The sequence below is a fragment of the Marispirochaeta aestuarii genome (genome assembly GCF_002087085.1).
In the GTDB taxonomy this organism is placed as follows: domain Bacteria; phylum Spirochaetota; class Spirochaetia; order JC444; family Marispirochaetaceae; genus Marispirochaeta; species Marispirochaeta aestuarii.
Window position 1 is genome coordinate 23,108 of sequence record NZ_MWQY01000015.1, and the last position, 23,887, is coordinate 46,994.

Here is a 23,887-nt window from a genome sequence, read left to right on the forward strand (position 1 = left end):
CCATGCACATAATGCTCGGGCAGATCTTCGCTCTGCTGACCGCGGCCTGCTGGGCCCACAACTCCATTGTCTATTCCGAAGCCGGAAAAAGGGTCGGCTCCAGAGCGGTGACCCATGTCAGGCTCTGGATAGCCCTGCCGGCAATGCTGGCGGTCCATTTTATTGTTCTCGGCAGATTCTTTCCCGCGGGATTCCAGTTCTCCGTCTACCTCTATCTGCTCCTGTCAGGATTTTTCGGTTTCTTTATCGCGGACCTGCTGATTTTCAAGGCCTTTGTGGATGCAGGGCCCCGGGAAACCCTGGTAATAATGACCCTGTCCCCGATTTTTGCAGCCCTCTTTTCGTGGGTGGTACTGGGGGAGGTTCTCAGCCCTTTACAGATCCTGGGAATACTGGCTACCGTCGGCGGGGTCATCTGGGTCATTCTGGAAGAAGGGGCCCGGGGCAGGGGGGTTAAAAGCCCGGAGGCCTCCAGAAAACGGGTGGGCGCCCTCTTCGCCCTGGGAGGAGCTTTTACCCAGGCATTGGGGATGATGCTGGCCAAGGCGGGGCTGGTCTCGGGACTGCACCCGGTAAGCGCTAATCTTCTGCGTCTGGCGGCGGGCCTGGCGGGACTTATACTGTATGCCCTGATCAGGGGCTCCTTTGTGCGGGATTTTGCCGCCATGAAGGACCGTACGGCCCTGGGACTGACTGCAAGCGGGGCTCTGATAGGTCCGGTTCTCGGGATTGTGCTCTCCCTTTATGCCCTCTCGTGGGCACCGGTGGGAATTGTCACAGCCCTCATGCAGACCTCCCCCATACTGCTGCTCCCCCTGGACCATTATGTGTTTAAAAAGCGGGTCACCCCCGGGGCTCTTGCGGGTACCCTGGTTGCCGTAGGGGGGACGATCCTGCTTTTCAGTCTGTGAGTGCTCCGTCTAGAGAATCTGGTTGAATTCCACCCTCTCATTGTCCGGACCGAGAATCATGAAGTAGCGTATGCCCTTTGCATGAAGGGGGAGTTCGTTGATGCCCTCCACAATTTTAAAGCCGGCTTCCTGAACCGCCTTATGGGCGGTATCGATGTCCTGTACGTCCAGGGCGATGTGATCGATGGTTCCGGTAGAACGGTCGTTTGCGACACCGGCAGCGGGTTGATAGAGTTCGAGGCGGAAAGCCTTCATATCAAGAAAAGCTACCTGTGTGGTTGCGCCATTTTCATCAAATTCATGCCTGCGGAATACGGAAAATCCCAATCTTCGATAGAAAGCGATGGATGCTTCGATGTCCCTTACAGGAAGTCCCAGATGCTGAAATCCGCTTATGGTGTCGCTGAGCGTACTCATTAACAAGCTCCTCTCGGTATTTCTACTTTAATTCCTCCAGCACATGGAGCAGTACCCCGCCGCTTCGGATAAAATCGGCTTCCACGGAGGAGTAGATCTGCAGTGCCGCCTTGAATCGGGTGGTTTTCCCTTCCGGGCTCACGGCGGTTACCTCCGCAACAGTCCCCGGTGCAAAATCCCCCAGATCTCTTATGGCGCAGGTCTCAAAACCCGTAAGTCCCAGAGAGGCTATGGTATCTCCGCCAGTAAAGGTAAGGGGAAGAACCCCCATCCCCACAAGATTGCTGCGGTGAATGCGTTCAAAGCTCTCTGCGATTACTGCCCGTACCCCCTGGAGTCGCGGCCCCTTGGCGGCCCAGTCCCTGGAAGACCCCGTGCCGTACTCCTTACCGGCGAGGATAATCAGAGGCGTTCCCGCCGCGGCATACTCCATTGCGGCGTCGTAGATAAACTCGATTTCCCCCTTGGGGGATCGGCGGGTGTATCCGCCGGTTTTCTCCGGTACAAGCTGGTTTTTTATGCGGATGTTGCCGAAGGTCCCACGCATCATGACCTCGTGGTTTCCCCGGCGGGAGCCGTAAGAGTTAAAGTCCTTCCGGGGTATTCCCTTCTCCTGGAGATAGCGTCCCGCGGGATAGTCCGCGGCAATGGTTCCTGCCGGAGAGATGTGGTCGGTGGTTATGGAATCGCCGAAGACCCCCAGCGCCCGGGCGTTTTCCAGTATTCCGGGATCCCCTTCGGGGCTGTCGAAAAAGAGGTCCGGCTCCCGGATGTAGGTTGATTCCGGATCCCAGGGAAAGAGTTCGCTGCTGGTGACCTTCAGGGAGCGCCACGTATCATCCCCTTTGAAGACCTCAGTGTAGCGTTTAACGTAATCTTCCCCCTTAAGGGCTGAACTGAGTACCGATTCAATCTCCCCGGAGGAGGGCCAGATCTCTTTCAGAAAAACCTCGTTACCTTCCGCATCTTTTCCGATGGGCTCATTCATTATGTCGACGTCTACCCGCCCCGCCAGGGCATAGGCTACAACATAGAGGGGAGAACCGAGAAAGTTGAACCGGACCTTCTGATGGATCCGGGCTTCAAAATTCCGGTTTCCCGAGCTGACCGAAGCGGTCAAAAGGCCATCGTTGTCCACGGCCTCCGTAATGTAGTCGGGAAGGGGTCCTGAATTTCCAATACAGGTTGCACAGCCGAAGGCGCTCAGGGTAAATCCGATGCCCTCCAGTTCTTCAACGAGATTGGCCCTTTCAAGATAGTCGAGAACGACCTGGGACCCGGGAGCGAGGGAGGTCTTTACCCAGGCCGGGGGCTTGAGTCCCCGGGCCCGGGCTTTTTTCGCCAGAAGTCCTGCACCCACCATTACAAAGGGGTTCGAGGTATTGGTGCAGGAGGTAATCGAGGCGATTGCCACCGCTCCCTGGGGAATCTGTACTTCGCTTCCGTTTACCCGTACCGAAACGGCCTTTCCCGCGGAGCCCGGCGCGTTTTTTTCAAGCTCGGCGCCGAATACTTTGGGCAGATCCGAGACATCTATGCGGTCCTGGGGGCGATAGGGCCCTGCAAGGGAGGGGCGTACGCTGCCGAGGTCGAGGTGAAGAACCTTGTTGTAGAGGGGTTCAGAATCAGGAGAGAAGAACATACCCGTCTCTTTGAGGTAGGCCTCGCTTAAAACAGCCGCCTCTTCTCTGCCGGTTTCTTTGAGATAACGGATTGTTTTCTCATCCACCGGGAAAAATCCCATGGTGGCGCCGTACTCGGGGCTCATGTTTGCCACCGTAGCCCGGTCGGGCAGAGGCAGGGCGCTCATTCCGGGACCGAAGTATTCAACGAATTTACCGACAACTCCCTCTTTCCGCAGCATCTCCGTAAGGGTCAGGACCAGGTCGGAGGCGCTTACTCCCGCGGGCAGCTTGCCGGTGAGTTTTACACCGATAACCTCGGGGACCGGCATTACGTAGGCCTGTCCCAAAAGAACGGCCTCCGCTTCGATGCCCCCTACGCCCCAGCCCATGATTCCGAGACCGTCAATCATGGTGGTGTGGGAGTCCGTACCGATAACGGTATCAGGAATCAGCGTCGGTGTACCGCCTTCGTCGTTTTCCCGGACAATCCTGCCCAGGTTCTCGAAATTGATCTGGTGGCATATGCCGGAGTTGGGAGGAACAACCCGGAAGTTGTCCATGCTCTCCGCGGCCCATTTTAACAGGCGATAGCGTTCGCTGTTGCGGGTGTATTCCATTTCCACATTCTTCTGCAGGGCGTTTTTTCCCTGCCAGAAGTCGATCTGCACCGAGTGGTCGATAACCAGATCAACCGGAATAAGAGGGTTTATTTTCCTGGGGTCTCCGCCCCGGGCGACCATGGCATTCCGCATGGCGGCAAGGTCGACAACCGCAGGCACGCCGGTAAAGTCCTGCATCAGGACCCTGGCGGGATAATAGGGAATATCCTGTCCCGGTTTGCTCCGGTAGGCCAGCACCTTCTGTATGTCTCCGGCGGAAGCCTTTCCCAGCTTCTCTTTCCGCAGAACGTTCTCCAGAAGTATGCGGATGGAGTAGGGGAGGGACTCGTGTCCCTCCGTAATATCAGCCCTGGATACATCAAAAATTCGATATGTTTTTCCGTCTACTGTAAGGTTTCGTTCAGTCATTGCCATTAGCCTTCCCTTATCTGGTTGTAGCGGTAAAAGTATAAAGGAAGAAGCTGAAAATAAACAGGGGGAAGGCTTTGGCTTTGCTGTCAAGTCCGGAGAAGGTCCCTGATATGTACCGGTTTTCCCGTGGCAAAGGACCTGTTGGCCGCAATCCCCACCATTATGGAATTGACTCCGTCCTCCAGTCCGGCGGCTGTTTTTAAGGGGTCCTCCCTGCCTGGTTTAAACACGTCCTCCAGCAGAAGACCGTCACCGCCGCCGTGCCCCCCCTTGCCTTCGGTCCAGGTAATGGCTTCCCGTTCGCCCCAGATCTGCTGCAGGCTTATGGATGCCTCGCTCTCGCCGCTTCTGCCGGTTACCGCCCCGTCTTCCCTCATGTTGTAGTCCGGATCGTTCTGGTCAATGGTGGAGCCCGATACGTAGGGCCGCTCGACAATCCGTACCTCGATGCGTCCCTTTGTTCCGTTGAAGCTGACATTGTAGCCTTCCATGGGACAGAAGGCGTTCAGGGAGTAGGTCATAACCGCCTTGTTCCGGTATTTGACCATGACGCTCATGCTGTCCTCGATGGAGATATTGTGACCGAAAACCGACTGGTCCCGTATGTAACCGTCCTCGTGTTCCGCCTCCAGATAGAGGCCCTTCATCAGCTCATTTCCCGACATGTCCAGGGCAAAGGGATCCACGGCAGCTACCGGATTCTCCCTGCATCGTTCATAGAACTCCGTTACCCCCCGCTGTTCGGCGTTTTCTCGTCCATAAAAGGCCAGGCGGCCCATGGCGAAAACGCTTTCCGCCTCGCTGTCCAGCCACCAGTTGACCAGGTCGAAGTGGTGAGTGGATTTGTGGACCATGAGGCCGCCGGAGTTGTTCTTGTCCCGATGCCAGCGCCGGAAGTAGTCGGCGCCGTGCCGGGTATCCAGCATCCACTCGAAGTGGACGGAAACCACATCGCCGATGGCACCGGAGTTGATCAGCTCCTTGATGCGGGTATTCCGGGGACTGTATCGGTAATTGAAGGTAACGCTTATCTTTTTGCTGTATTTTTCCCTGGCATCAAGGATGGCCCGGCATTTTTCGTCGTCCGTTGTGAGGGGTTTCTCGGTAACCACGTCGCAGCCCAGCTCCATGGCGGCGATTATGTAGCGGTGATGGGTCCGGTCCCAGGTGAGGACAATCACCGTATCGGGTTTTTCCTCCTGTACCATCCGACGGAACTCCTCCGCCCTGTAGGTGGGGACCGGCGCATGCCTGAACTTTTCGCGGAGCCTCCGGTTCATAAAATCCATGCGGGTCTGATTGATGTCGCAAAAAGCGACCAGTTCGGCGGTATCGCTGAAATTCCCGGCAATGGCGTCTATGTACATCCGGCTGCGGCTTCCGGTGCCCACAAGGGCGTATCGTTTTCTGTTCATACTGTCTCCTTTACTATTCCCGCGTTATTGTAGAGGAGCTGTCCTTTGACCGCTGTGCCCGATCAATGATAAACTGTGCAGAATCGCTCATGATTGTTTATTGCAACAAAGGATTGAGACAGTACGATTCCTATCCGGAACGGGTCCGAAGGCGGAGGGTCTGGGAGTTCCAGGCGGTGCTGAGGGGTAAAATCCGTCCCCTGTTTGCCTCGGGAGCGGAAGAAGCCTCCTCGGATACCCTCTGGGTATTCGGGCCGGATAATCTCCACGGCTGGAGGGGCAGCGGCAGGAACGATGAGGCGGAGATTGCCGTCTTTCACTACGATATCGTTCCCAGGGAGCTGGAGCAGTACTGCCGCAGGGACGGCTGGATTTCAGTCCCCCTGGAAAATGACGAGCCGTCATGGCTCCGGGAGAACGTCAGTCAGGCCTGGGAGCACTTTTTTAATCCCCTCAAAATAACACCGGTCTATTTCCAGCATCTGCTTCTGGAGCTGAGCCTCTTTGTTCTGGGTAAAGCTGAGGATTTCCTGCTCCCCGATGAACGGCCTCAAGCTGCGAGAATTGTCGCCAGGGCCAGGAGCATCTATGATTCCCGGATGGAGTACGGCATCGGTACGGAACAGGTCGCCCGGGAGAGCGGTGTAAGCGTCAGTCACCTGCGGCGTCTGTTTCAGCAGCAGGAAGGAAAAAGTCCCGCTGCGGTTTTCACGGAGATGAGGGTACAACGGGCCCTGGAACTCCTGGTCCGGACCAATATACCCGTAACCGAAATAGCCCTGACCTGCGGGTTTTCTTCCCATAGCGCCTTCAGCCGTACCTTTCACCGGCAGACCGGCTTGAGCCCCCGGCAGGCCCGGAAGGAGGGCGCCAAAAAAACCCTCAAGGGCGAAGTAAACTAATCCAGCCTGCAGGTGGACCCGTACTTGTCAAAATCAATCCAGTCGATGCCCAGGGGTGAGGGAGGAAGCGCTCCCCGTTTATACATCCCCGGAGTCTCCTGCTGCAGGGTGGGGGTAAATTTTTCCCAGGAGAGTTCCGTTTCTTCCGCACTGACAAAAAGCGTCCGGTCACCCCGGATGGCATCGAGCAGGAGCCTCTGGTAGGCTTCGGGGATCTCGGCATCCAGAAAACTCGAGGAATAACAGAAGGTCATGTTGGTTGAGCTGATCCTTCCGCTGCCTCCGGGTTCCCTGGCGATAAAATCCATTACAATCCCGGCATCGGGCTGAATATTGAAGATAATCTGGTTGGGCGGAATCTGCCCCTCGGTGTTATAGAGCAGATGGGGACCCGGCTTGAAGCGGATCCCTATTTCCGTACCCTTTCGATGGACCGCTTTACCGGTCCGGACGTAAATGGGAATTCCGGTCCACCGATAGTTGTTTATCGTCATCTCAAGCTCGGCATAGGTTTCGGTTTTTGAATCCTCCGGAACACCCTTCTCGTCATGGTATCCCCGGTACTGCATCTTGGCCCAGCGTTTGACCTCCAGGGCTTTGAGAATCTGCATCTTCTGTATCCGGATCTCCTCCGCTTCGAGGTTTATGGGGGCTTCCATGGTCAGGAGGGACAGAAGCTGCATCAGGTGGTTCTGTACCATGTCGCGAATAATACCGGCTCCGTCAAAGTAGGCACCCCGGTCTTCCACGCCGATATCCTCCAGGGCGTTGATCTGGATCGATTCTATATACCGGGAGTTCCATATGGGATAAAAAACAGCGTTGGCAAAGCGGAATACCAGAATATTCTGGACCGCCTCCTTGGCAAGGTAATGGTCGATCCGGAAGATCTGGAGTTCGTGGAAGTAGCGCTGAAGATCGGCGTTGAGCTTCCGGGCACTCTCCAGGTCGTAGCCGAAGGGTTTTTCTATGATCAGGGTCGTCTCGTCCCTGAATCCCTCGCGGTGGAGCTCCGCTGCTGTATGAGCGTACACCCTTGGGGGAAGGGAGAAGAAAATAATAACCCGCCTGAATTCCCGGAGGGAAAAGATAAAGTCCCGTATGCCCTCGGTGCCCTGGTGGTAGTAAAGGAGCTTGCTGAACTCTTTATCCCGGTTGAAATGAGCGCGGAACTCCTCGTGGCTGAAGGGGGTCCGCCCAGAGCCAATTACCCGGCAGGTGTCATCGATCTCCTTCTTCTGAAAAAGACGCTCTAATGCAGGAATGAGCTTGCGCTTTGCAAGGTCTCCAGAGGCTCCCAGTATGATTATGGCTGAATCTGAAACGGGCATAGGTAATCACTCTCCTGTAGAGATGTCTATAAGATAGAAAGAAGAGGCAATACTGGCAAGGGGTGGATAAGGTATAAAGGGGAAAGGTCATAGAGCCCGCCGGAACGAGGTACGTTGATTCAGATTGAAGTGCAGCATGTACCCCGGAAGAGGAGCTGAAGGTGCGCAAGCTGCTCCGGCAAGCTCCCTGACTTCCGGCAGTATAGGTGAATTGTAAAAAAACATCAAGAGTAAATAGAGAAAATTTATAAATCGCTTAAAACCCCTGTTCAGGCAAGGATGTGATAATAGATCCCCAGGTAAAAGAAAATCGAACCGGCCAGAACAAAGAGGTGCCATATTCCATGATGATAGGGAAGCCGCTTCTGGGCATAGAACGCGACGCCTATCGTGTAACTCAAGCCCCCGGCCAGGGCCCAGAAAAGGAATTCCCGGGGAATTCGCGTCACCACCGGCTGCCAGAAGAAGACGATAAGCCAGCCCATGGCCAGGTAGACCGCTACATGGAAGATTTTGAATCGGTTCCAGAAGAGCAGCTTTATTACAAAACCGACAGCTACTATTGCCCAGAGAATGGTTAAAATGACGGGGCCTTCGGGCTCCCAGATCCGAAAAGCAACCGGGGTATAGGTACCGGCTATAAGGAGGTAGATGGCCAGGTGATCAAAGATGCGTCCAATGCGCTTTGCTGTGTCCTGTTTTACCCAGTGATACACGGCGGAGGAACCGTAGAGGACCAGCATGGAGAGGGAGTAGGCCGAAGCGCTGAAGATCATCCAGGGGCGACCCCCCTCAATGGCCCGCATAACGAGGGGTACTGTACCGATAAAGGCAAGAATGAAACCTGCAAGATGGGTAAGGGCGTTAATTTTTTCGTCCCGGGGGGACTGGTCTGATTTCAAGGGAATTCTGCTTGTAAGCCAGCGATGAAATCTGCCGGCATCTTCGTGATTATTCATTGTCTCTATGCTACACGGATACGGCAATCAGTACAATTGCCTGTGTTAAATGATGCTCCCGTCGTCCAATTCTGTTGCAATTCCGGGCCTTCCGGATATACCCTTAAGGTATGAAACAGTCTGTAAACCTGACAAAAACAAAGATTATCGGGACCATCGGACCTGCGTCCAACAGTGTTCCGGTGCTGGAAAAAATGATTGAAGCGGGACTCGATATCGTGAGACTGAATTTCTCCCATGGCGATCATGAGTTTCACGCCCAGGCTGTGGAGAACGTGCAGGCCGCGGTCGCCTCTACCGGACGTCCCGTGGCGATCCTTGCCGATCTCTGCGGTCCGAAGATCAGGCTGGGGGACCTGGAAGCGGATATCCCGGTCACTGCCGGAGATGATCTTGTTATTACAACCGAAAAATTCGTCGGTGTTCCCGGCAGGGTCCCCACCGCCTATAAAAGACTGGCGGAGGATGTAAACCCCGGAGATACTATTCTGATTGACGACGGGCTCATCCGGCTGGAGGTCCGCTCAACCTCGGGGAGCGACGTCCACTGCAAGGTGAAGAACTCCGGGGTTCTGAAGTCACGCAAGGGCATCAATCTTCCGGGCGTAAAGGTAAGCGCCTCCTCGATTTCTGAAAAGGACAAGAACGACCTGGAGTTTATAATCAGCCAGCCCATAGACTTTGTGGCCCTCTCTTTTGTCCGCAGCCGGGACGATATAAAGGAGCTCCGCTGGCTGCTGAAAGACCGGGGAAAACTGCTACCCATAATTGCCAAGATCGAAAAACCGGAAGCCGTGGCGGATATTGACGGTATCGTCGCTGAAGCCGACGTGATCATGGTTGCCCGGGGCGACCTGGGGGTGGAGATGCCCACCCAGGACGTACCCCTTCTGCAGAAGATGATTATCGAAAAGTGCAACATGCACAACACTCCGGTCATAACCGCGACCCAGATGCTGGAATCGATGATAACGAATCCCAGGCCGACCAGGGCTGAGGCCAGTGATGTTGCCAACGCTGTATTTGACGGTACCGATGCGGTCATGCTCTCCGCGGAGACCTCCGTGGGAATCAGCCCTGTGGATTCGGTGGGAATAATGGACCAGATAGTCTCCGCCGCTGAAAGCAGGCCGGAGCTTCTTAAAAAGTCGTCTTTCCTGAAAAAGGACCATGTTCTCAGCGATGCGGAGAACATCTGCCGGGCGGCCTGTATCATGGCGGAAGAAGCCCATGCTTCGGCGATTATCGCCATTACCAAGAGAGGGAGAACCGCCCGGATGCTCTCCAAGTACAGGATCTCCCTGCCCATCATTGCCTTCACGGAAACAGAGGAGACCCTGCGCTACATGAAAATACTCTGGGGCGTACAGGGCGAAATCATGGACAATGTGGGTGAGACCGATGCCACCCTCCAGAAGGCGCGAAAACTGGCCCTCGATCTGGGACATGTAAAGCGGGGTGACAAGGTTGTCTATGTAGCGGGGATACCCCTCATCGAGAGTCCCAGCGCCAACATGCTGAAAACCGAAACGGTATAAGCGTGTCGCCCAGGCTGACGATCATCGCCCCCCACGAGGAGGGGGGCACCCTGATCAGCTGGCTTTCAGGACGTTTCACCTACCGTGATCCTTCCGGATGGGAGACGGAGATACGGGACCGTCGGATACTGGTCGACGGAATGCCCGCCGAGGGTTCACTGGAGTTGCGCCGCGGCATGATCGTCAGCTACGAACCCCCGGCAATTCCGGAACCGGAAGTAAACAGGGCGTATCGGATTCTACTGGAGGACCCTGATTTTCTGGTGGTCAACAAACCCCCGGACCTGCCGGTCCATCCCGGGGGGATCTATCTGAATAATACCCTGCAGAGCATGCTGGCGGCGGAATACGGCCAGGTCTATCTGATAAGCCGCCTCGATCGGGAGACCTCCGGTCTTATGCTGGTCGCCTTGAACCCGGAAAGTGCCGATTACCTCTATCGCCGGCAGCGGGAGCGCCGGATTTACAAGGAGTACCTTTGTCTTGTACACGGGAGTTTTCCGGACTACCTGGATGCCACAGGCTGGCTGGTGAAATCCGGCACGAGCGCTGTGAGGAAAAAACGAACCTTTCTCCCGGATTCCGCAGCGGAAGATCCCGGTGATGCCGGAAGCCCCGGAAGAAGCTACTGCCGTACCGAGTTCTTCTGCGAAGCCGTAAAAGATGGATTCTCCCTGCTGCGCTGCAGGCTCCATACCGGCAAGACTCACCAGATCCGGGCAAGTCTCTGTTCCCTTGGATTCCCTGTGGCGGGGGATAAAATCTATGGCCTCGATGAGACGATGTTTCTTCGCTTTATCAAGGGCGTGCTGGATGACAGGGACCGGCGCCGCCTGATTCTGCCGCATCAGGCGCTTTTCAGCCGGCGACTTGTTTTTACTCCCCGGTCATCAGCGGAGACTGTGGATATATGCGCGGAAATCCCGTCCTGGGCTCAGGGACTCTCCTGAAAATCACCTTTTTTGCGAATTTCAGATTCCGCTTCCGCCGGATCCTCTCCTTTTAACTTGAAGATCCCCATATTCTCATTGATCCGGGCAATACTCATTGCTGTATGCTCCGCCGATTCAACCGCCTTGTCCACGGTATGCCTGATTGCTTCGTTGTTGTTAAGGACATTTCCGATACTCTGCTGAATCTCTTCACTGTTTTTACTGAGAACCTCAACTTCTGTCGCAATCTTTCTGGCCAGCACGGAAACGCTCTCCGCTTCCCGGTCTATCTCGAGGGAGGCGGTTTCCATCTCTCCAAGGGAGGCAAGAATCTGATTGCTCCCGGCCCCCTGCTCTTCCAGGGAGAGTTTAACCTCCTCCTCGATCCGGGTTATGGTTCCGATAAGCCCCTGGATTTCGCCGAAGTTCTTTCCCGCTTCCTGGGAAGATCTCGCGATGGCGCTTATGATGTCGACGATTTCCTTGAGGATCTTCTCGACTCCCCGGGACTGATCTGCGGTGTTTTCGGAGAGTTTTCGTATCTCGTCCGCTACTACCGCGAATCCCTTGCCGGCTTCCCCTGCATGGGCTGCTTCGATGGCGGCATTCATGGCGAGCATGTTTGTCTGGGTCGCAATGTTGGAGATAACCATGTTGGTTTCCAGGAGGGATTCGGACTGACTGTGTATCTCCTGGATACGGCGGATTACGGTAGTAAGGAGGTCTTCCCCCAGGGCGGATGATCTGTTCAGCTGACGGTAATATTCGCTGGATCGAACGACATTCTCCGTTACCGAGTGCAGTCCCGCCAGGGTCTCTTCTATGGCTGCCACGGACTGGGAAATAAGCTGTGATTCGTTTCCTGACCGCTGTTCCAGGCTGGTAATATTTTCCAGGATCTTATCCAGAGACCGGGAGGTTTCCCCGAGTCCCCGGGTAATATCCGAGGCCTTCATCAGGACGCTGTTGATGGCCCGGGAATTATCCGCAAAGGCGCTGTCGGTATTCTCCGTTTCCCTGGCAAGTTCATCCGCCTCGTTCCGGAGTTCCGCCATCGCGCTTTTGATCTCCCGCAGGGTACTGCTGAGGGAGGCGGTAAAGCGGTTGAACCCCTGGGCGAGTCTTCCGGTTTCGTCCCGGGCGGTGATATGTACCTCCCGCCGCAGATCCCCGCCGGAAATGGTTTCGAACGCCCCAGTGAGGATTCCCAGGGGGCGGCTGACGCGGCTGGCAATGAGTATGATGATGAGGGTGAGTACCACAAGAATTACGGCGCTGGTTATCATGAGGCTGATATAAATCTGTCGTGGTACGGCGTATATATGCTCCCGGGGGATGGATACGATGTATATCCACGGTTCAATACCCTCCCCGATGTTTATGGGCTCGATCATCTGCAGGAACTCCTGATCCCCGATCTGTACCATTATCCGGGAATTTTCCGAACTGCTCTCCTTTTCACCGCCGGTGGCTTCAGAGGCTGCGCTTACGGTGTCCGTGGAGTGGGACTCCGACAGGTAGGTTCCTTCCTTCCCGGAAAGGCTGTCCGCCAGAAGCAGCCCCGTCTCCGTGGCTATGGTGGATTTACCCCGACTTTTACTGTCTATAGTGCTGAGGATCCGGTTAAAGAAATCGATGGAAAAGTCCGCCCCCACCACGCCTATTACCTCCCCTTCGGGATTATGGACCGCCCGGGAGGCGGAGATCATCTGTACGGAATAACCCTCCCGTATCTCTTCTTCGTAGGGATCGCTTATGCGGATTCCAGGGCTGTTCCGGGGAAGCGCATAGTAATCATCCTGATAGGACTCCGCTCCCCAGGCCTCGAGATTAAGCTCCACGCGGTTCGACGCGTTTCGATAAGCCCATACAGCGTAATTACCCAGCTCGTCATATTCTCCGGTGTTGGCGAACCGGGCGTCCCGTCCGTCCCAGGCATCGGGTTCGAAAAGGACCCACAGCGAGAAAATCGAGTCGTAGTCTTCCAGAATTCGTGCAAACAGAGGCGGAAGGATCTCCCGGTCCGTACGGTTTTCGCTTTTGAAAACCTCTATCAGGTCCCTGGAGCTGTTTAAGAGTCCCAGGGCCTTGTTCAGTTCCCCTTCGACGGCCGCGGCTCCTTCCCGGGAATACTGAAAGGCACTCATGTAGGCGTACTCGTTCAGCACATTAACAATACGACTGCTGATCAGTCCGAAGAAGACGATTAACAGGGCGAGGGTACTCCCCAGAAGGAGTATAAGCATTTTGTTTCTCAATGTTTTCATAGAAGTTGATATATATAGTAATGATCTGTCTGTGTCGGTGCAAGAGATCTATCGCAGGGAGGATTTTTTGTCAGGAATCAGACCAATCCTCTCGAATAATAATTCGGATCATGATATAATAAGCGGTACTTAATCATTATCCGGGAAAGAATTGCCATGTCAAATGCACGCATCCCTGTAAGCCTTTCGGAGGAAAACTATCATTTAAACAAGACAATCTACGTAAGTCTTTTATCGGTTCTTGTCGGAATCGTCGCCGGTTTCGGCGCCATCGGTTTCCGGTACCTGATTGGATTTTTCCACAATCTCTTTTTTCACGGTACCCTTTCATTTATCTATGATTCGGAGGTCCCCTTCGTCAGCCGCTGGGGCTTCCTTGTAGTCCTCGTTCCCGCGGCGGGGATTGCCCTGGCCAACTGGATCACCGAAAAGTGGGCACCCGAGGCAAAGGGACACGGGGTTCCGGAGGTTATGGTGGCCGTCATGGAGCATCGCGGTGTAATCAGACCTGTCGTCGCGCTGATAAAGTCCCTTGCCTCGGCGATCAGCATCGGTGCAGGAGGCTCCGTGGGCCGGGAAGGGCCCATTGTGCAGATCGGCGCCAGCTTTGGATCCACCCTGGGGCAGGTGCTGAAACTCTCTCCCCGGGAGGTAATCATTCTCGTGGGTGCCGGTGTCGCCGGCAGCATCGGGGCCACCTTTAACGCCCCCATCGGCGGCATCATCTTTGCCATTGAGCTGATACTTCCGGAATACAGCATTATGACTATAATGCCCCTGGTTATCTCTTCAACCATAGCTACCCATATCTCTCTGCTGATCCTTGGAAACAGCCCTGCATTCACCCTGCCCATGTATCAGTTTGTCTCATCCTATGAGCTCTCCTTCTACCTTGTACTGGGTATTCTGGCAGGTTTTGTCTCCATAGGATTTATCGCGGTTCTGTACAGAACCGAGGACTTTTTCGATGAATTACCCCTCAACTCCACAGTCAAGGCCCTTGCGGGCGGATTCCTTGTCGGCCTGATCGGGTATGTCCTTTTTCTCCTCTTCGGGGAGTACTATGTATTTGGTGTCGGCTACGCCTTTCTTACGGAGGTTCTTGCCAACAGTGTCCCCGTTGTACTCCTTCTCGCTGCGCTGCTGGTGGCAAAGATCGCGGCAAATGCCCTTACCCTGGCTGCCGGTGGATCCGGGGGTATCTTTGCTCCCTCCCTTTTTCTGGGGGCTGCAGTGGGGGGAGCTGTCGGTCTGACGGTCAACTCCCTGTTTCCCGAACTGACGGCCAGCCCGTCGGCCTATGCGATAGTCGGCATGGCTGCGGTTGTAGCGGGAACCACGGGGGCGAGTCTTACTGCGGTTATCATGATTTTTGAGATGACACGAAACTACGAAATCATGCTGCCCCTGATGCTGAGCGTGGTGGTCGCCCATTTTATAACCGCAAAATTCTACCGTGAAACCATCTATACCAAGAAGCTAACCCGGAGGGGGATAAAGATACAGCTGGATAAGCGCATACCGATTTTCCGGACAGTTCGGCTGGGGGACATCATGAAGACCAGCTTTGTTTCCTGTTCGCCCCTCTCCCGGGTCGGGGAAGTATCAAGGATGATGCATGAGAAGGCCATCGGACTGCTTCCGGTGCTCGATGGACAGAATGTTGTGGGTACCGTGAGCTATGAAGAACTTTTTCGCTCGGGCTGCCGGAAAGAGGAGACTATCGAAAAGCTATTTACCCCGAAGGACATTACAGTCGATCGAAACAGCGACCTTTATGATGCCCTGAACAGAATGAAGAAGGAACGTACGAACCTGCTGGTCGTGACGGATTCTTCCGGAGCAGCTGGATTTGTGACCCGCAACATGATTATTTCATCCTACCTGGCAAAACGGGAAGCCCTGTGAGGGGAGAAAGGAACCGGATTCAAAAAAAGGGGCCTTGAGAAAGGCCCCTGACGCTCGTCTTAAAAGTTCATAACCTGCTGAAGGAACTGCCTGGTCCGTTCCTCTTTGGGGTCCGAGAAGATGACTTCCGGCGGCCCTTCCTCGATAATCTGACCTTCGTCCATGACGACAACCCGATGGGCCGCTTCCTTGGCGAACCAGATTTCATGGGTAACTACGGCCATGGTCATTCCGTCTTTGGCAAGGTCCGCCATGACATTTATTACCTCCCCCACGAGTTCGGGGTCCAGTGCGGAGGTGGGTTCATCGAAGAGCATAACCCCCGGGTTCATTGAGAGGGCCCTGGCGATTGCAACCCGCTGTTTCTGCCCCCCCGAGAGCATGGAGGGGTAGGCCTCCGCCTTGTCGGAAAGTCCGACCTTCTCAAGCAGTTCAAGTCCTTCTTTTTCGGCTTTGGCTTTGGGTATACCCTTTACCTGGGTGGGCCCTTCGATAACGTTGCCCAGAACCGTCTTGTGGGGAAAAAGGTGAAAGTGCTGAAACACCATACCCACGTCCCGGCGGACTGCATTAATATCGTGTTTTTTTGCGTGGATAACCCGGCCGTTCATGCTGATGCTTCCTTTCTGGGGAATTTCCAGAAAATTGATGCATCGCAGCAGGGTGCTTTTTCCGGAACCACTGGGGCCGATGATTACCACCACCTCGTTTTCCCTGATGGTAAGATCTATCCCCTTGAGGACGTGCAGGTCGCCGAACCATTTATGTATGTTCTTCAATTCCACTACCATATTTTCCCCTGCTCCCTGCTTCCCAGAGCGAAGCGTTTTTCCGTTTTGCTGACAATGACATAGAAAATGGTGGTCAGAATAAGATAGTAGATTGCCACGATTACCAGCATCTCCATGTATTTGAAGGACGACGAACCCAGCTGACGTCCTTTGAGGAGCAGTTCGGGAACCGTTACCGTACTGGCCAGGGATGAGTCCTTCAATGCTATGATGAACTGATTTCCCAAAGGCGGAATGGCCCGTTTGAAGGCCTGGGGCATGATAATCCTGCTCATTGCCTTGGAGTGGGTCATCCCGATTGAACGGGCGGCTTCCATCTGGCCGCGATCAATTGACTGAATGGATCCGCGGAAAATCTCGGCTATGTACGCCCCGTTGTGGACCGCCAGGGCAATTACCGCCGAGGGGAAAGGAGGAATCGTTACCAGGGCTGTCAGTCCGTAGTAGATAATAAAGAGCTGCAGCAAAAGGGGAGTTCCACGGATTACGAATATGTATATTTGGGCGGTATACTGGAAAAAACGATTGTGGGATATCCGAAAAAGGGCCATTACAAGGCCGATTATCATACCGACGATGATCCCCATGGCGGTGATCGTCAGGGTTACCGCAGCGGCCTCCCAGAAGAAGGGAAACCGCTTGACGATAATTGACAGATCCCAGGGAAACTTCGAAATCAGCGTGTCCAACAGATCAGTCAATGGCGTATCCTCTTAAGGGTTGGTGATATTCTCGCCGTTAAACCAGCTTTCGCTTATTCCGGCCAGTGTTCCGTCCGCCCTCATTTCTTTCAGGATTCCATTGACCGTATCCCGGAGGGGGTCATCCTTTTGAAAGGCTATGGCGCATTCTTCCTTCCGCAGGAGCTCTCCCGCCAGGGTGAGGCTGTCCCCGCCCTGTATCTTGCTCATGGCATTCAGACCGACCACCCTGTCGGTAATTACCGCATCGAGGCGTCCGTTTATCAGCTCCATGAGGGTCTGGTTGTCATCCTCGTAGTATTTTATGCTTACACCGAGTTTTTCCGCATCCTGGGCGAAGGTGGTTCCGGTTACAAGACCTACGTTATGACTTTTTGTCAGATCCGCCGGGGAGCTTATCCCGGAGTCTTTACTTACGATCAGCTGGGCCCCGGAGTAGTAGTAGGGTTCAGAAAAGTCCACCACCTGCTGTCGTTCCGGGGTAATGGCCATACTGCCGAGGATTCCGTTGTAGCGTCCGGCCCTCAGTCCCTCGATTATGCCGTCCCAGGCGGTGGTTACATAATCGAGTTCGTATCCGAGACGCTCGGCAATCTCTCTGGCTACATCAACATCAAAACCGATGACTTCGTTATTCTCATTAATAAAGTTGAAGGGCGGATAGCCTCCTGATCCTGCAAACTGAATGACAGTCTCCTCGTCCTGGCTTCCACCGGAAAAAACAGGCATGGCAAGAACCAGCATCAGCAGAATCAGGATTCCGTACACAGATCTTTTCATGAATTTATCTCCTTTGCTTACCCCTGGGCAAGCTAAATATTTAGTATACGATATAATTTCTGAGTTGTATAGTCAAGGGTTGAGGTATTCCCTGAAAACAGACCCGGCAGGACGATGCCAATTCCTCTATTAGCTCTTCTTTATCTACTTGCTGTTAGAGGAATTATTTCTTTACTATTTTATTAATCTCAAATACATGTCTTTTCGATTCTTATCCGGGGAGTATAAGAAAAGTATTGTGCAGACAGATGGTTAGTGTTCTAATATACGCGGGGTAAAAAAGTCCGCCCAACGAGGGGCGGACCGACAGAAGGAAAAGAAAGAAGACCTCTTTTAAACTCTGACCTCGTCGCGGAAGGCGTCAAAAAGATCGGAAAAATCCTTCTCGTCAACTTTTACAAAATGGTTGACAATGAGGATTGCGGCAAAGTTGGCGATAAATCCCGGTACGATTTCGTACATTACCGCCCCGAGCCCCAGGCGCTCCCACACTACCAGTACCAGGGTTCCGGTGATCATTCCGGAAAGAGCCGCCTGCCACCCGGTTCGCCGGGAAAACAGGGCCATCAGGATGACGGGTCCGAAGGCGGCACCGAATCCGCCCCATGCGTAGGAGACCAGACCCAGGATCGAGTTATTGGGATTCAGGGCCAGCAGCATGGCCACAATGGAAATGAGAATGACGCTGATCCGGCCGATCGCAATCAGTTCGGTCTCCGTGGCCTCCTTGCGGATGATCTTCTGATAAAAATCTTCGGTAAGCGCGGAGGATGAAACCAGCAGCTGGGAGTCGATTGTAGACATTATGGCGGAAAGAATTGCCGCCATCAGGATCCCTCCCAGCCAGGGGGTAAAAAGCTCACGGATCATCAGGATAAAGACCTTTTCATGGTCCCCTCCGGCCAGTTCCCCGAACATGGGAATACCGACAATACCCACCAGAACCGCAAAAAAGAGTGAGAAGGCCACCCATACAACGGCAATCACCGTGGACGCCGGGAGTTCCCTGATGGATCGGATACTCATAAAGCGGGCCAGAATGTGGGGCTGCCCGAAATAGCCCAGACCCCAGGCCATGGTGGAGATAATTGCCACCAGCGGAAGCGCCGTATCCGGAATCAGGCTCCCCGAGATCCCCTTGAGGGACATTGCTTCCAATATGGGAGTACTTCCCCCGACGGAAAAGAAGGCTATCAGGGGAACAATTATAACCGCGACAAACATCAGGGAGCCCTGAAAAAGATCGGTCCAGCAGACGGCGAGAAAGCCTCCCAGGAAGGTGTAGAGTACGATAACCGCACCGCCGATAAGGACGGCCACCCGGTAATCGATACTGAACATGGATTCAAAGAGTTTTCCCGCACCTACCAGTCCGGAACTGGCGTAGATGGTAAAGAAAATAAGAGTGATAATTGCGGATATGATTCTTAAGAGCCCTGTGGGGTCCTTGAACCTTTCTTCCAGAAAAGAAGATATGGTCAGGGCATTGGTTTTCTCGGTGAAAACCCGCAGTCTGGGAGCTACAAGGATCCAGTTGACGACGGTTCCTATAAAAAGACCGATGGCGATCCAGCTCTGGTTGATACCGTAAAGATATACCGCTCCGGGCAGACCCATCAGGAGCCATCCGGACATATCGCTGGCCTGGGCTGAGAGCGCTGTGACCCAGCGGCCCATTTTTCTGCCTCCCAGCAGGTAGTCTTCGATGTTGGATGTTTTTTTATAAAAGTAGTATCCAACCATCAGCAGAAGGACAAAATAGACGAGAAACGTGGTAAGTTCTGCAACATTGATCATCAGTATTCCTTGTTTTTTGGAGTGCTCTATGCTACCTATTTTTTTTCGATATTGCAGCTGTGTCAATTACTTTTTCCCTATTGATCAGGCTTTTACAATATGAGATTATGCGCCAATACGCGTGGCGTAGGAATAATTTGCAAAAACTTTCAGGAACATGCCATGGCCAGTCTTGGAATTAATATAGGCTCCACCAGTGTAAAGGCAACGATGCTGGAGGAGGGCCGGATTCTCTGGAGTGCGGTGGAACCCCACGAAGGGAATTTTATTGATACTCTTAAAAATATTCTGTCTACCCGGGGTGTGGAGGCAGGTACTCGAACCATCGCTACCGGGACCGAAGGCCGACATCTGGTAAATGTAAATTCGGTTATAGAACCTCTCTGTATCGAGGCTGCCCTGGAGAGCCTCGCCCTGGAGGATCTGCGGGCTGTGGTTACCATGGGTGGTGAAAACCTGGTTGTCTATACCGTCGGGAATGACAACAGGATTATAACCAGCTTTACCGGTAATAAATGCTTCAGCGGTACCGGTGAATTCTTCCGGCAGCAGCTGGGCCGCATGAATATGCATATTGAAGACATCAACACCATTCCCCAGGAGAGCAGGGTGTGCAAGCTCTCCAGCAGGTGCTCGGTTTTTATGAAATCCGACTGTACCCACCGCCTGAACAAAGGAGAAGCCTCCAAAGGGGATATCGTACTTTCCCTCTCTGATGTCATGGCCGGCAAGGTAATGGATTTTCTGAAACGGGCGCGGGTCAACTCCGGCAAGGTGCTTTTAACCGGCGGGATAACCCTCAACCGCCATATAGTGGCTTTCATTCGGGAAAAGCTGCCCCAGGTCGAGTTTATTGTACCCGCGGAAGCCGGGTACTTCGAGGCCTATGGTGCAGCCCTCGTTGCGCGGACCTCGGGATCCATGCTGCCGGAGGCCGCCAACCTTGTCAAGGAAGCCCGCGTGGCTTTCCGGAGATTTAAAAGTCTCAAACAGGCGGAGGAAAAGGTCACATTTATTCCCAGTAAGAAAGGTACAGTGCGGCCCGGCAGGGAGTACATTCTCGGTGTCGACGGGGGGTCCACCACCACCAAAGCCTGCCTCATAGATGCGGAGACCTACGAGATCGCCGCCAGTTATTACGGACGTACCCATGGGGACCCGGTCAAGGCCCTGAAGAACTGCATCGTTGAACTGAAAAAGCAGATCCATGGGGCCCTGGGGGATGAAAAGCTGAATATAAGCCTTGCCGCCGCCACCGGCTCGTCCAGGGAGATTCTGGGGGTATTCCTGGAGACCCCGGGGGTGTATAACGAGATTATCGCCCATGCCGTGGGTACCACCTATTACGACGAAGATATCGACACGATTTTTGAAATCGGCGGACAGGATGCCAAATATGTGTACCTGCAGAACAAGGTGCCCATCGATTACGCCATGAACGAGGCCTGTTCCGCCGGTACAGGGAGCTTTCTGGAGGAATCCGCCGCGGGGGACCTGAATATCAAGCGGGTGGAGGATATCGCAGAAATCGCTGTATCCGCCGGTCAGCCCCTGAAGTTCGGGGAACATTGTTCAGCCTTCATCAACTCGGATATCCGTAACGCCATCCAGCAGGGCGCTTCCCGGGAAGACATTACCGCCGGACTGATTACCTCCATCGTCTCAAACTACCTGAACAGGGTGGTTGGAAACCGCAGCATCGGAAAAAGGATCGTACTGCAGGGCGGGGTAGCCAAAAACCGGGCAGTGCCAATGGCCTTCGCAATGCTCCTGAACAAGGAGATCCTTGTGCCGCCGGACCCGGAACTCATGGGCTGTTTCGGTGTCGCCCTTCTGGCCCGGCAGAAGTACAGGGACGGACTCCTGGAGAAGGGTTCCTTTGATCTGGATACAGTTTTGAACACCGACATCGTCTACGAACGGGAGTTCAAGTGCAAAGCCTGCGACAATTACTGTCCCATCAAGGTCCTCTCCGTAAACGGACACAAGTACATGTTCGGCGGCCGCTGCAACATGTACGCCAATATGCGGAAAAAGAAGCAGGTCGATGAAGAGCAGGTGCGGGACTGGGTGGAGGAGCGGAACAAGCTCCTCTTTGAAACCTGCGTTCCCGATCCGGAAAGCCTGGAAAAACGCCGGGATTATGTCGTGGGAATTCCCAAAGCCTTCTCGGTGTACAGTCTTAATCCTCTCTACCGCTGGTTCTTTCATGAACTGGGAATCGAGACCCTACTCAGCGAGGATGTCTCCGCTGAAGGAGCTGCCCGGGTGGAGAGCGCCTACTGCTTTCCTGCGGAGATTGCCCACGGTGCGGTCCAGGATATGTTGAATAAGGGGGCGGATTATATATTCCTTCCCCATTTCCGGGACCTGGAGAGTCAGGAAGAGGACATGCCCGGAAACTTCTGCCCCATAACCCAGGCGCTTCCTTATTATATTCAGAAGGCCTTCCCGGAGATTTCGGAGGATCGTATCCTGCGGCCGGTGGTCAGCCTGATGTACGGCCTGAAAAAAGCCGCTGATTTCTTTGTTCAGCTTGCGGTGGATCTCGGTTTTACCCCCGCAGAGGGGCAGGCTGCCTTTGACACAGCCCTGGAGCATCAGAACGAATACTTCGCCCGCACCGAAGCCCTGGGCGCCGAGGCTCTTGAATGGGCCCGGGGTCGAAAAGAGCCGGTAATAGCCATCCTGGGCCGGCCCTACAACGCCTTTACCCAGGACGCCAATATGGGTATCCCCCGGAAGTTCACCTCCCGGGGCTATACGGTCATACCCTTCGATATTCTGGCGGCGAAAGACCGGGAGATTTTTCCCAACATGTACTGGTACTACGGCCAGCTGGACATGAAGGCTGCGGAGCTCCTGAAGGATGAACCGAATATCTATGTTACATGGATAAGCAACTTCAGCTGCGCTCCGGACAGTTTCATGCTCCACTACCTGAAGTGGATCATGGGAATAAAGCCCTTCCTCATCCTTGAACTGGACAGCCATTCCGCCGATGCCGGGGTAGACACCAGAGTGGAGGCTTTTCTCGATATAATCGAGGGCTATCGCTCCAAGATAAAGGACATCCGGGAACAGCGTTACGATAACGGTCTGCGCTTCATCAATGAAGCGGGCAGGAAGATCCATGTCCTTAACCGGGAAAGCGGAGAGCGCATACCCATCCAGGGCAACCCACGGGTCAAGGTGCTCCTTTCCAACATGGGTCGTATCGGTACCGAGCTCACCGCTGCAGCCATGCGGGGGGCGGGATGGTCAGCGGAAGCCCTGCCTGTGGCAGACCAGCTGACCCTGCAGATGGCCCGAAACTACGCCTCCGGCAAGGAGTGCGTGCCCAGCCATCTGGTTCTGGGGAGCGCGCTTAAGTTCTTTGCCTCGGAAAACTATCGCAAGGACGAAATCTACCTCCTGTTTGTTCCCACAACGAAGGGGCCCTGTCGTACCGGTCAGTATTTCGTGTTTTTTCAGAACCTTTTCCGGGACCTGAGACTGGAGAATGTCCTCGTGTTTACCCTGGACGCGGATAACTCCTACAATGAGCTGGGACCGGGCATGACCAAACAGATCTGGTGGGCCTTCGTCGCTTCTGATTACATGAAGGACGTGGAGACGGCCCTGCGAACCTGCGCGGAAAACCCCAGGGAGGCCCTGGAAACCTTCGATACCATCTGGACCCGGCTCATCGAGGTAACTGAACAGGAAGGGGCGAATAAAATCATCCCCACCCTGGAGGGTATCGCCGCTGAGATATCCGCTATCCCGCTGAAAAGAGACCTTAAAGAGCTTCCCAAGGTGCTGGTAGTCGGGGAAATCTACGTTCGACGGGACGACTTCGCCGTTGACGAACTGGTGGGGGACTTCGCCCGTCATGGAATCATGGCAAAGGTGGCCGGCATAACCGAATGGATCTGGTACCTGGACTTTGTAAAGGAGTATGACCTCAAAAAACGGCTGAAGCTGCTCTCCTGGTACAGGCGCCCCTTCAGCAGGGTCCTTCGGCAGTTCATCATGTTTCACCTGGAGCGCCGGTATAAACTGTGGGTGGAGGGCCGTATCCTGAAAACCCTGAACAAAACCGGCCTGGTCCCCCATACCCCCCACGATATGTATGCGATAATGAAGAACGCGTCGAAACATTTTGTGAACCATGAGCTCAAATCGGAGATTACTATCTCCACCGCCGCGGCTGCCACCGCCATGGAGGACGATTACTCGGGTATTGTGAACATATCTCCCTTCGCCTGCCTCATCGGCCGGGTCATCGAAGGCCTCTATACCCCATGGGCCAGGGAGAGGAACTACCCCGTCATGTCCGTGGAGATCGACGGCAATCTGCTGCCCCCCTCTACCCTGAGCAAACTGGAGATCTTCATGCTCAACGTGCTGCGCTTTCGCAACCGGGAGGCCGGGGAATCGATGATCGAGCATGAAGGCGTGGAAGAACTGAAGCTCTCCCGGATTATCGTCAAAGACCTGAAGCCCGCGGGCGAGAGGGAAGCGGAACTTATTCAGAGTAATCGAGGGTGATTTTTCCTTGTTTGAATATGTTTTTTTTCAGGGATTGTAACTACACTCT

General features: G+C 54.3%; 16 protein-coding genes. 6 read left to right on the forward strand and 10 right to left on the reverse strand.

All coding sequences use genetic code 11. The features are described from left to right. Positions 1-2: 2 nt before the first annotated feature. Positions 3-911 (forward strand): DMT family transporter, encoded by a 909-nt coding sequence (locus tag B4O97_RS13575; protein WP_233143056.1) that lies wholly within the window; start codon positions 3-5, stop codon positions 909-911. A gap of 9 nt (positions 912-920) precedes the next feature. Here B4O97_RS13575 and B4O97_RS13580 read toward each other — a convergent pair whose 3' ends face one another. The 3 genes from B4O97_RS13580 to B4O97_RS13590 form a co-directional block, all read right to left on the reverse strand. Continuing rightward, complete coding sequence (locus tag B4O97_RS13580) at positions 921-1,328, reverse strand: VOC family protein (RefSeq protein ID WP_083051611.1); 408 nt, start codon at positions 1,326-1,328, stop codon at positions 921-923. 22 nt (positions 1,329-1,350) lie between these two features. Further along, the gene (gene acnA / locus B4O97_RS13585) at positions 1,351-3,981 is read right to left on the reverse strand and encodes an aconitate hydratase AcnA (RefSeq protein WP_233143058.1); all 2,631 of its coding nucleotides are present in this window, start codon (positions 3,979-3,981) and stop codon (positions 1,351-1,353) included. Positions 3,982-4,070: 89 nt separating this feature from the next. Continuing rightward, complete coding sequence (locus B4O97_RS13590) at positions 4,071-5,399, reverse strand: Gfo/Idh/MocA family protein (protein WP_083051614.1); 1,329 nt, start codon at positions 5,397-5,399, stop codon at positions 4,071-4,073. Between the two features lie 89 nt (positions 5,400-5,488). Between B4O97_RS13590 and B4O97_RS13595 the strand changes: the two genes are divergently transcribed. Continuing rightward, complete coding sequence (locus tag B4O97_RS13595; RefSeq protein WP_158084300.1) at positions 5,489-6,301, forward strand: helix-turn-helix transcriptional regulator; 813 nt, start codon at positions 5,489-5,491, stop codon at positions 6,299-6,301. On the opposite strand, the gene zwf is transcribed toward B4O97_RS13595, so the two are convergent. Continuing rightward, positions 6,298-7,632, reverse strand: coding sequence for a glucose-6-phosphate dehydrogenase (gene zwf, locus B4O97_RS13600; RefSeq protein ID WP_083051617.1), 1,335 nt, complete (start codon positions 7,630-7,632; stop codon positions 6,298-6,300). The two genes, B4O97_RS13595 and zwf, sit on opposite strands and share 4 nt — an antisense overlap. A 269-nt stretch (positions 7,633-7,901) precedes the next feature. Next, complete coding sequence (trhA, locus tag B4O97_RS13605) at positions 7,902-8,591, reverse strand: PAQR family membrane homeostasis protein TrhA (RefSeq protein ID WP_083051619.1); 690 nt, start codon at positions 8,589-8,591, stop codon at positions 7,902-7,904. 110 nt (positions 8,592-8,701) lie between these two features. Here trhA and pyk point away from each other — a divergent pair, with 110 nt between their 5' ends. Both pyk and B4O97_RS13615 read left to right on the forward strand, forming a co-directional pair. Continuing rightward, positions 8,702-10,129 carry a pyruvate kinase gene (gene pyk, locus B4O97_RS13610; protein WP_083051620.1) on the forward strand — a complete coding sequence of 476 codons (1,428 nt, stop codon included), beginning with the start codon at positions 8,702-8,704 and terminating at the stop codon, positions 10,127-10,129. A gap of 2 nt (positions 10,130-10,131) precedes the next feature. Then, on the forward strand, positions 10,132-11,079 hold the full coding sequence (locus tag B4O97_RS13615; RefSeq protein WP_083051622.1) for an RluA family pseudouridine synthase: 948 nt from the start codon (positions 10,132-10,134) through the stop codon (positions 11,077-11,079). Here B4O97_RS13615 and B4O97_RS13620 read toward each other — a convergent pair. After that, positions 11,064-13,307 carry a methyl-accepting chemotaxis protein gene (locus B4O97_RS13620; RefSeq protein WP_158084301.1) on the reverse strand — a complete coding sequence of 748 codons (2,244 nt, stop codon included), beginning with the start codon at positions 13,305-13,307 and terminating at the stop codon, positions 11,064-11,066. The genes B4O97_RS13615 and B4O97_RS13620 overlap by 16 nt on opposite strands. A gap of 177 nt (positions 13,308-13,484) precedes the next feature. On the opposite strand from B4O97_RS13620, the gene B4O97_RS13625 reads away from it, so the two are divergent. Next, on the forward strand, positions 13,485-15,236 hold the full coding sequence (locus tag B4O97_RS13625) for a chloride channel protein (protein ID WP_083051625.1): 1,752 nt from the start codon (positions 13,485-13,487) through the stop codon (positions 15,234-15,236). 59 nt (positions 15,237-15,295) lie between these two features. Here B4O97_RS13625 and B4O97_RS13630 read toward each other — a convergent pair whose 3' ends face one another. The 4 genes from B4O97_RS13630 to putP all read right to left on the reverse strand — a co-directional run bounded on the left by B4O97_RS13630 (position 15,296) and on the right by putP (position 19,305). Continuing rightward, positions 15,296-16,027 carry an amino acid ABC transporter ATP-binding protein gene (locus tag B4O97_RS13630; protein ID WP_083051626.1) on the reverse strand — a complete coding sequence of 244 codons (732 nt, stop codon included), beginning with the start codon at positions 16,025-16,027 and terminating at the stop codon, positions 15,296-15,298. Beyond that, positions 16,021-16,728 (reverse strand): amino acid ABC transporter permease, encoded by a 708-nt coding sequence (locus B4O97_RS13635; protein ID WP_233143060.1) that lies wholly within the window; start codon positions 16,726-16,728, stop codon positions 16,021-16,023. Before B4O97_RS13635 ends, B4O97_RS13630 begins: the two co-directional genes overlap by 7 nt. A 12-nt stretch (positions 16,729-16,740) precedes the next feature. Continuing rightward, positions 16,741-17,508, reverse strand: a complete 768-nt coding sequence (locus B4O97_RS13640) for an ABC transporter substrate-binding protein (RefSeq protein WP_083051628.1) — start codon at positions 17,506-17,508, stop codon at positions 16,741-16,743. Positions 17,509-17,841: 333 nt separating this feature from the next. Further along, positions 17,842-19,305 carry a sodium/proline symporter PutP gene (gene putP / locus B4O97_RS13645; protein WP_083051629.1) on the reverse strand — a complete coding sequence of 488 codons (1,464 nt, stop codon included), beginning with the start codon at positions 19,303-19,305 and terminating at the stop codon, positions 17,842-17,844. 162 nt (positions 19,306-19,467) lie between these two features. On the opposite strand from putP, the gene B4O97_RS13650 reads away from it, so the two are divergent. Then, positions 19,468-23,838, forward strand: a complete 4,371-nt coding sequence (locus tag B4O97_RS13650) for an acyl-CoA dehydratase activase (protein WP_083051631.1) — start codon at positions 19,468-19,470, stop codon at positions 23,836-23,838. The last annotated feature ends 49 nt before the right edge of the window (positions 23,839-23,887 follow it).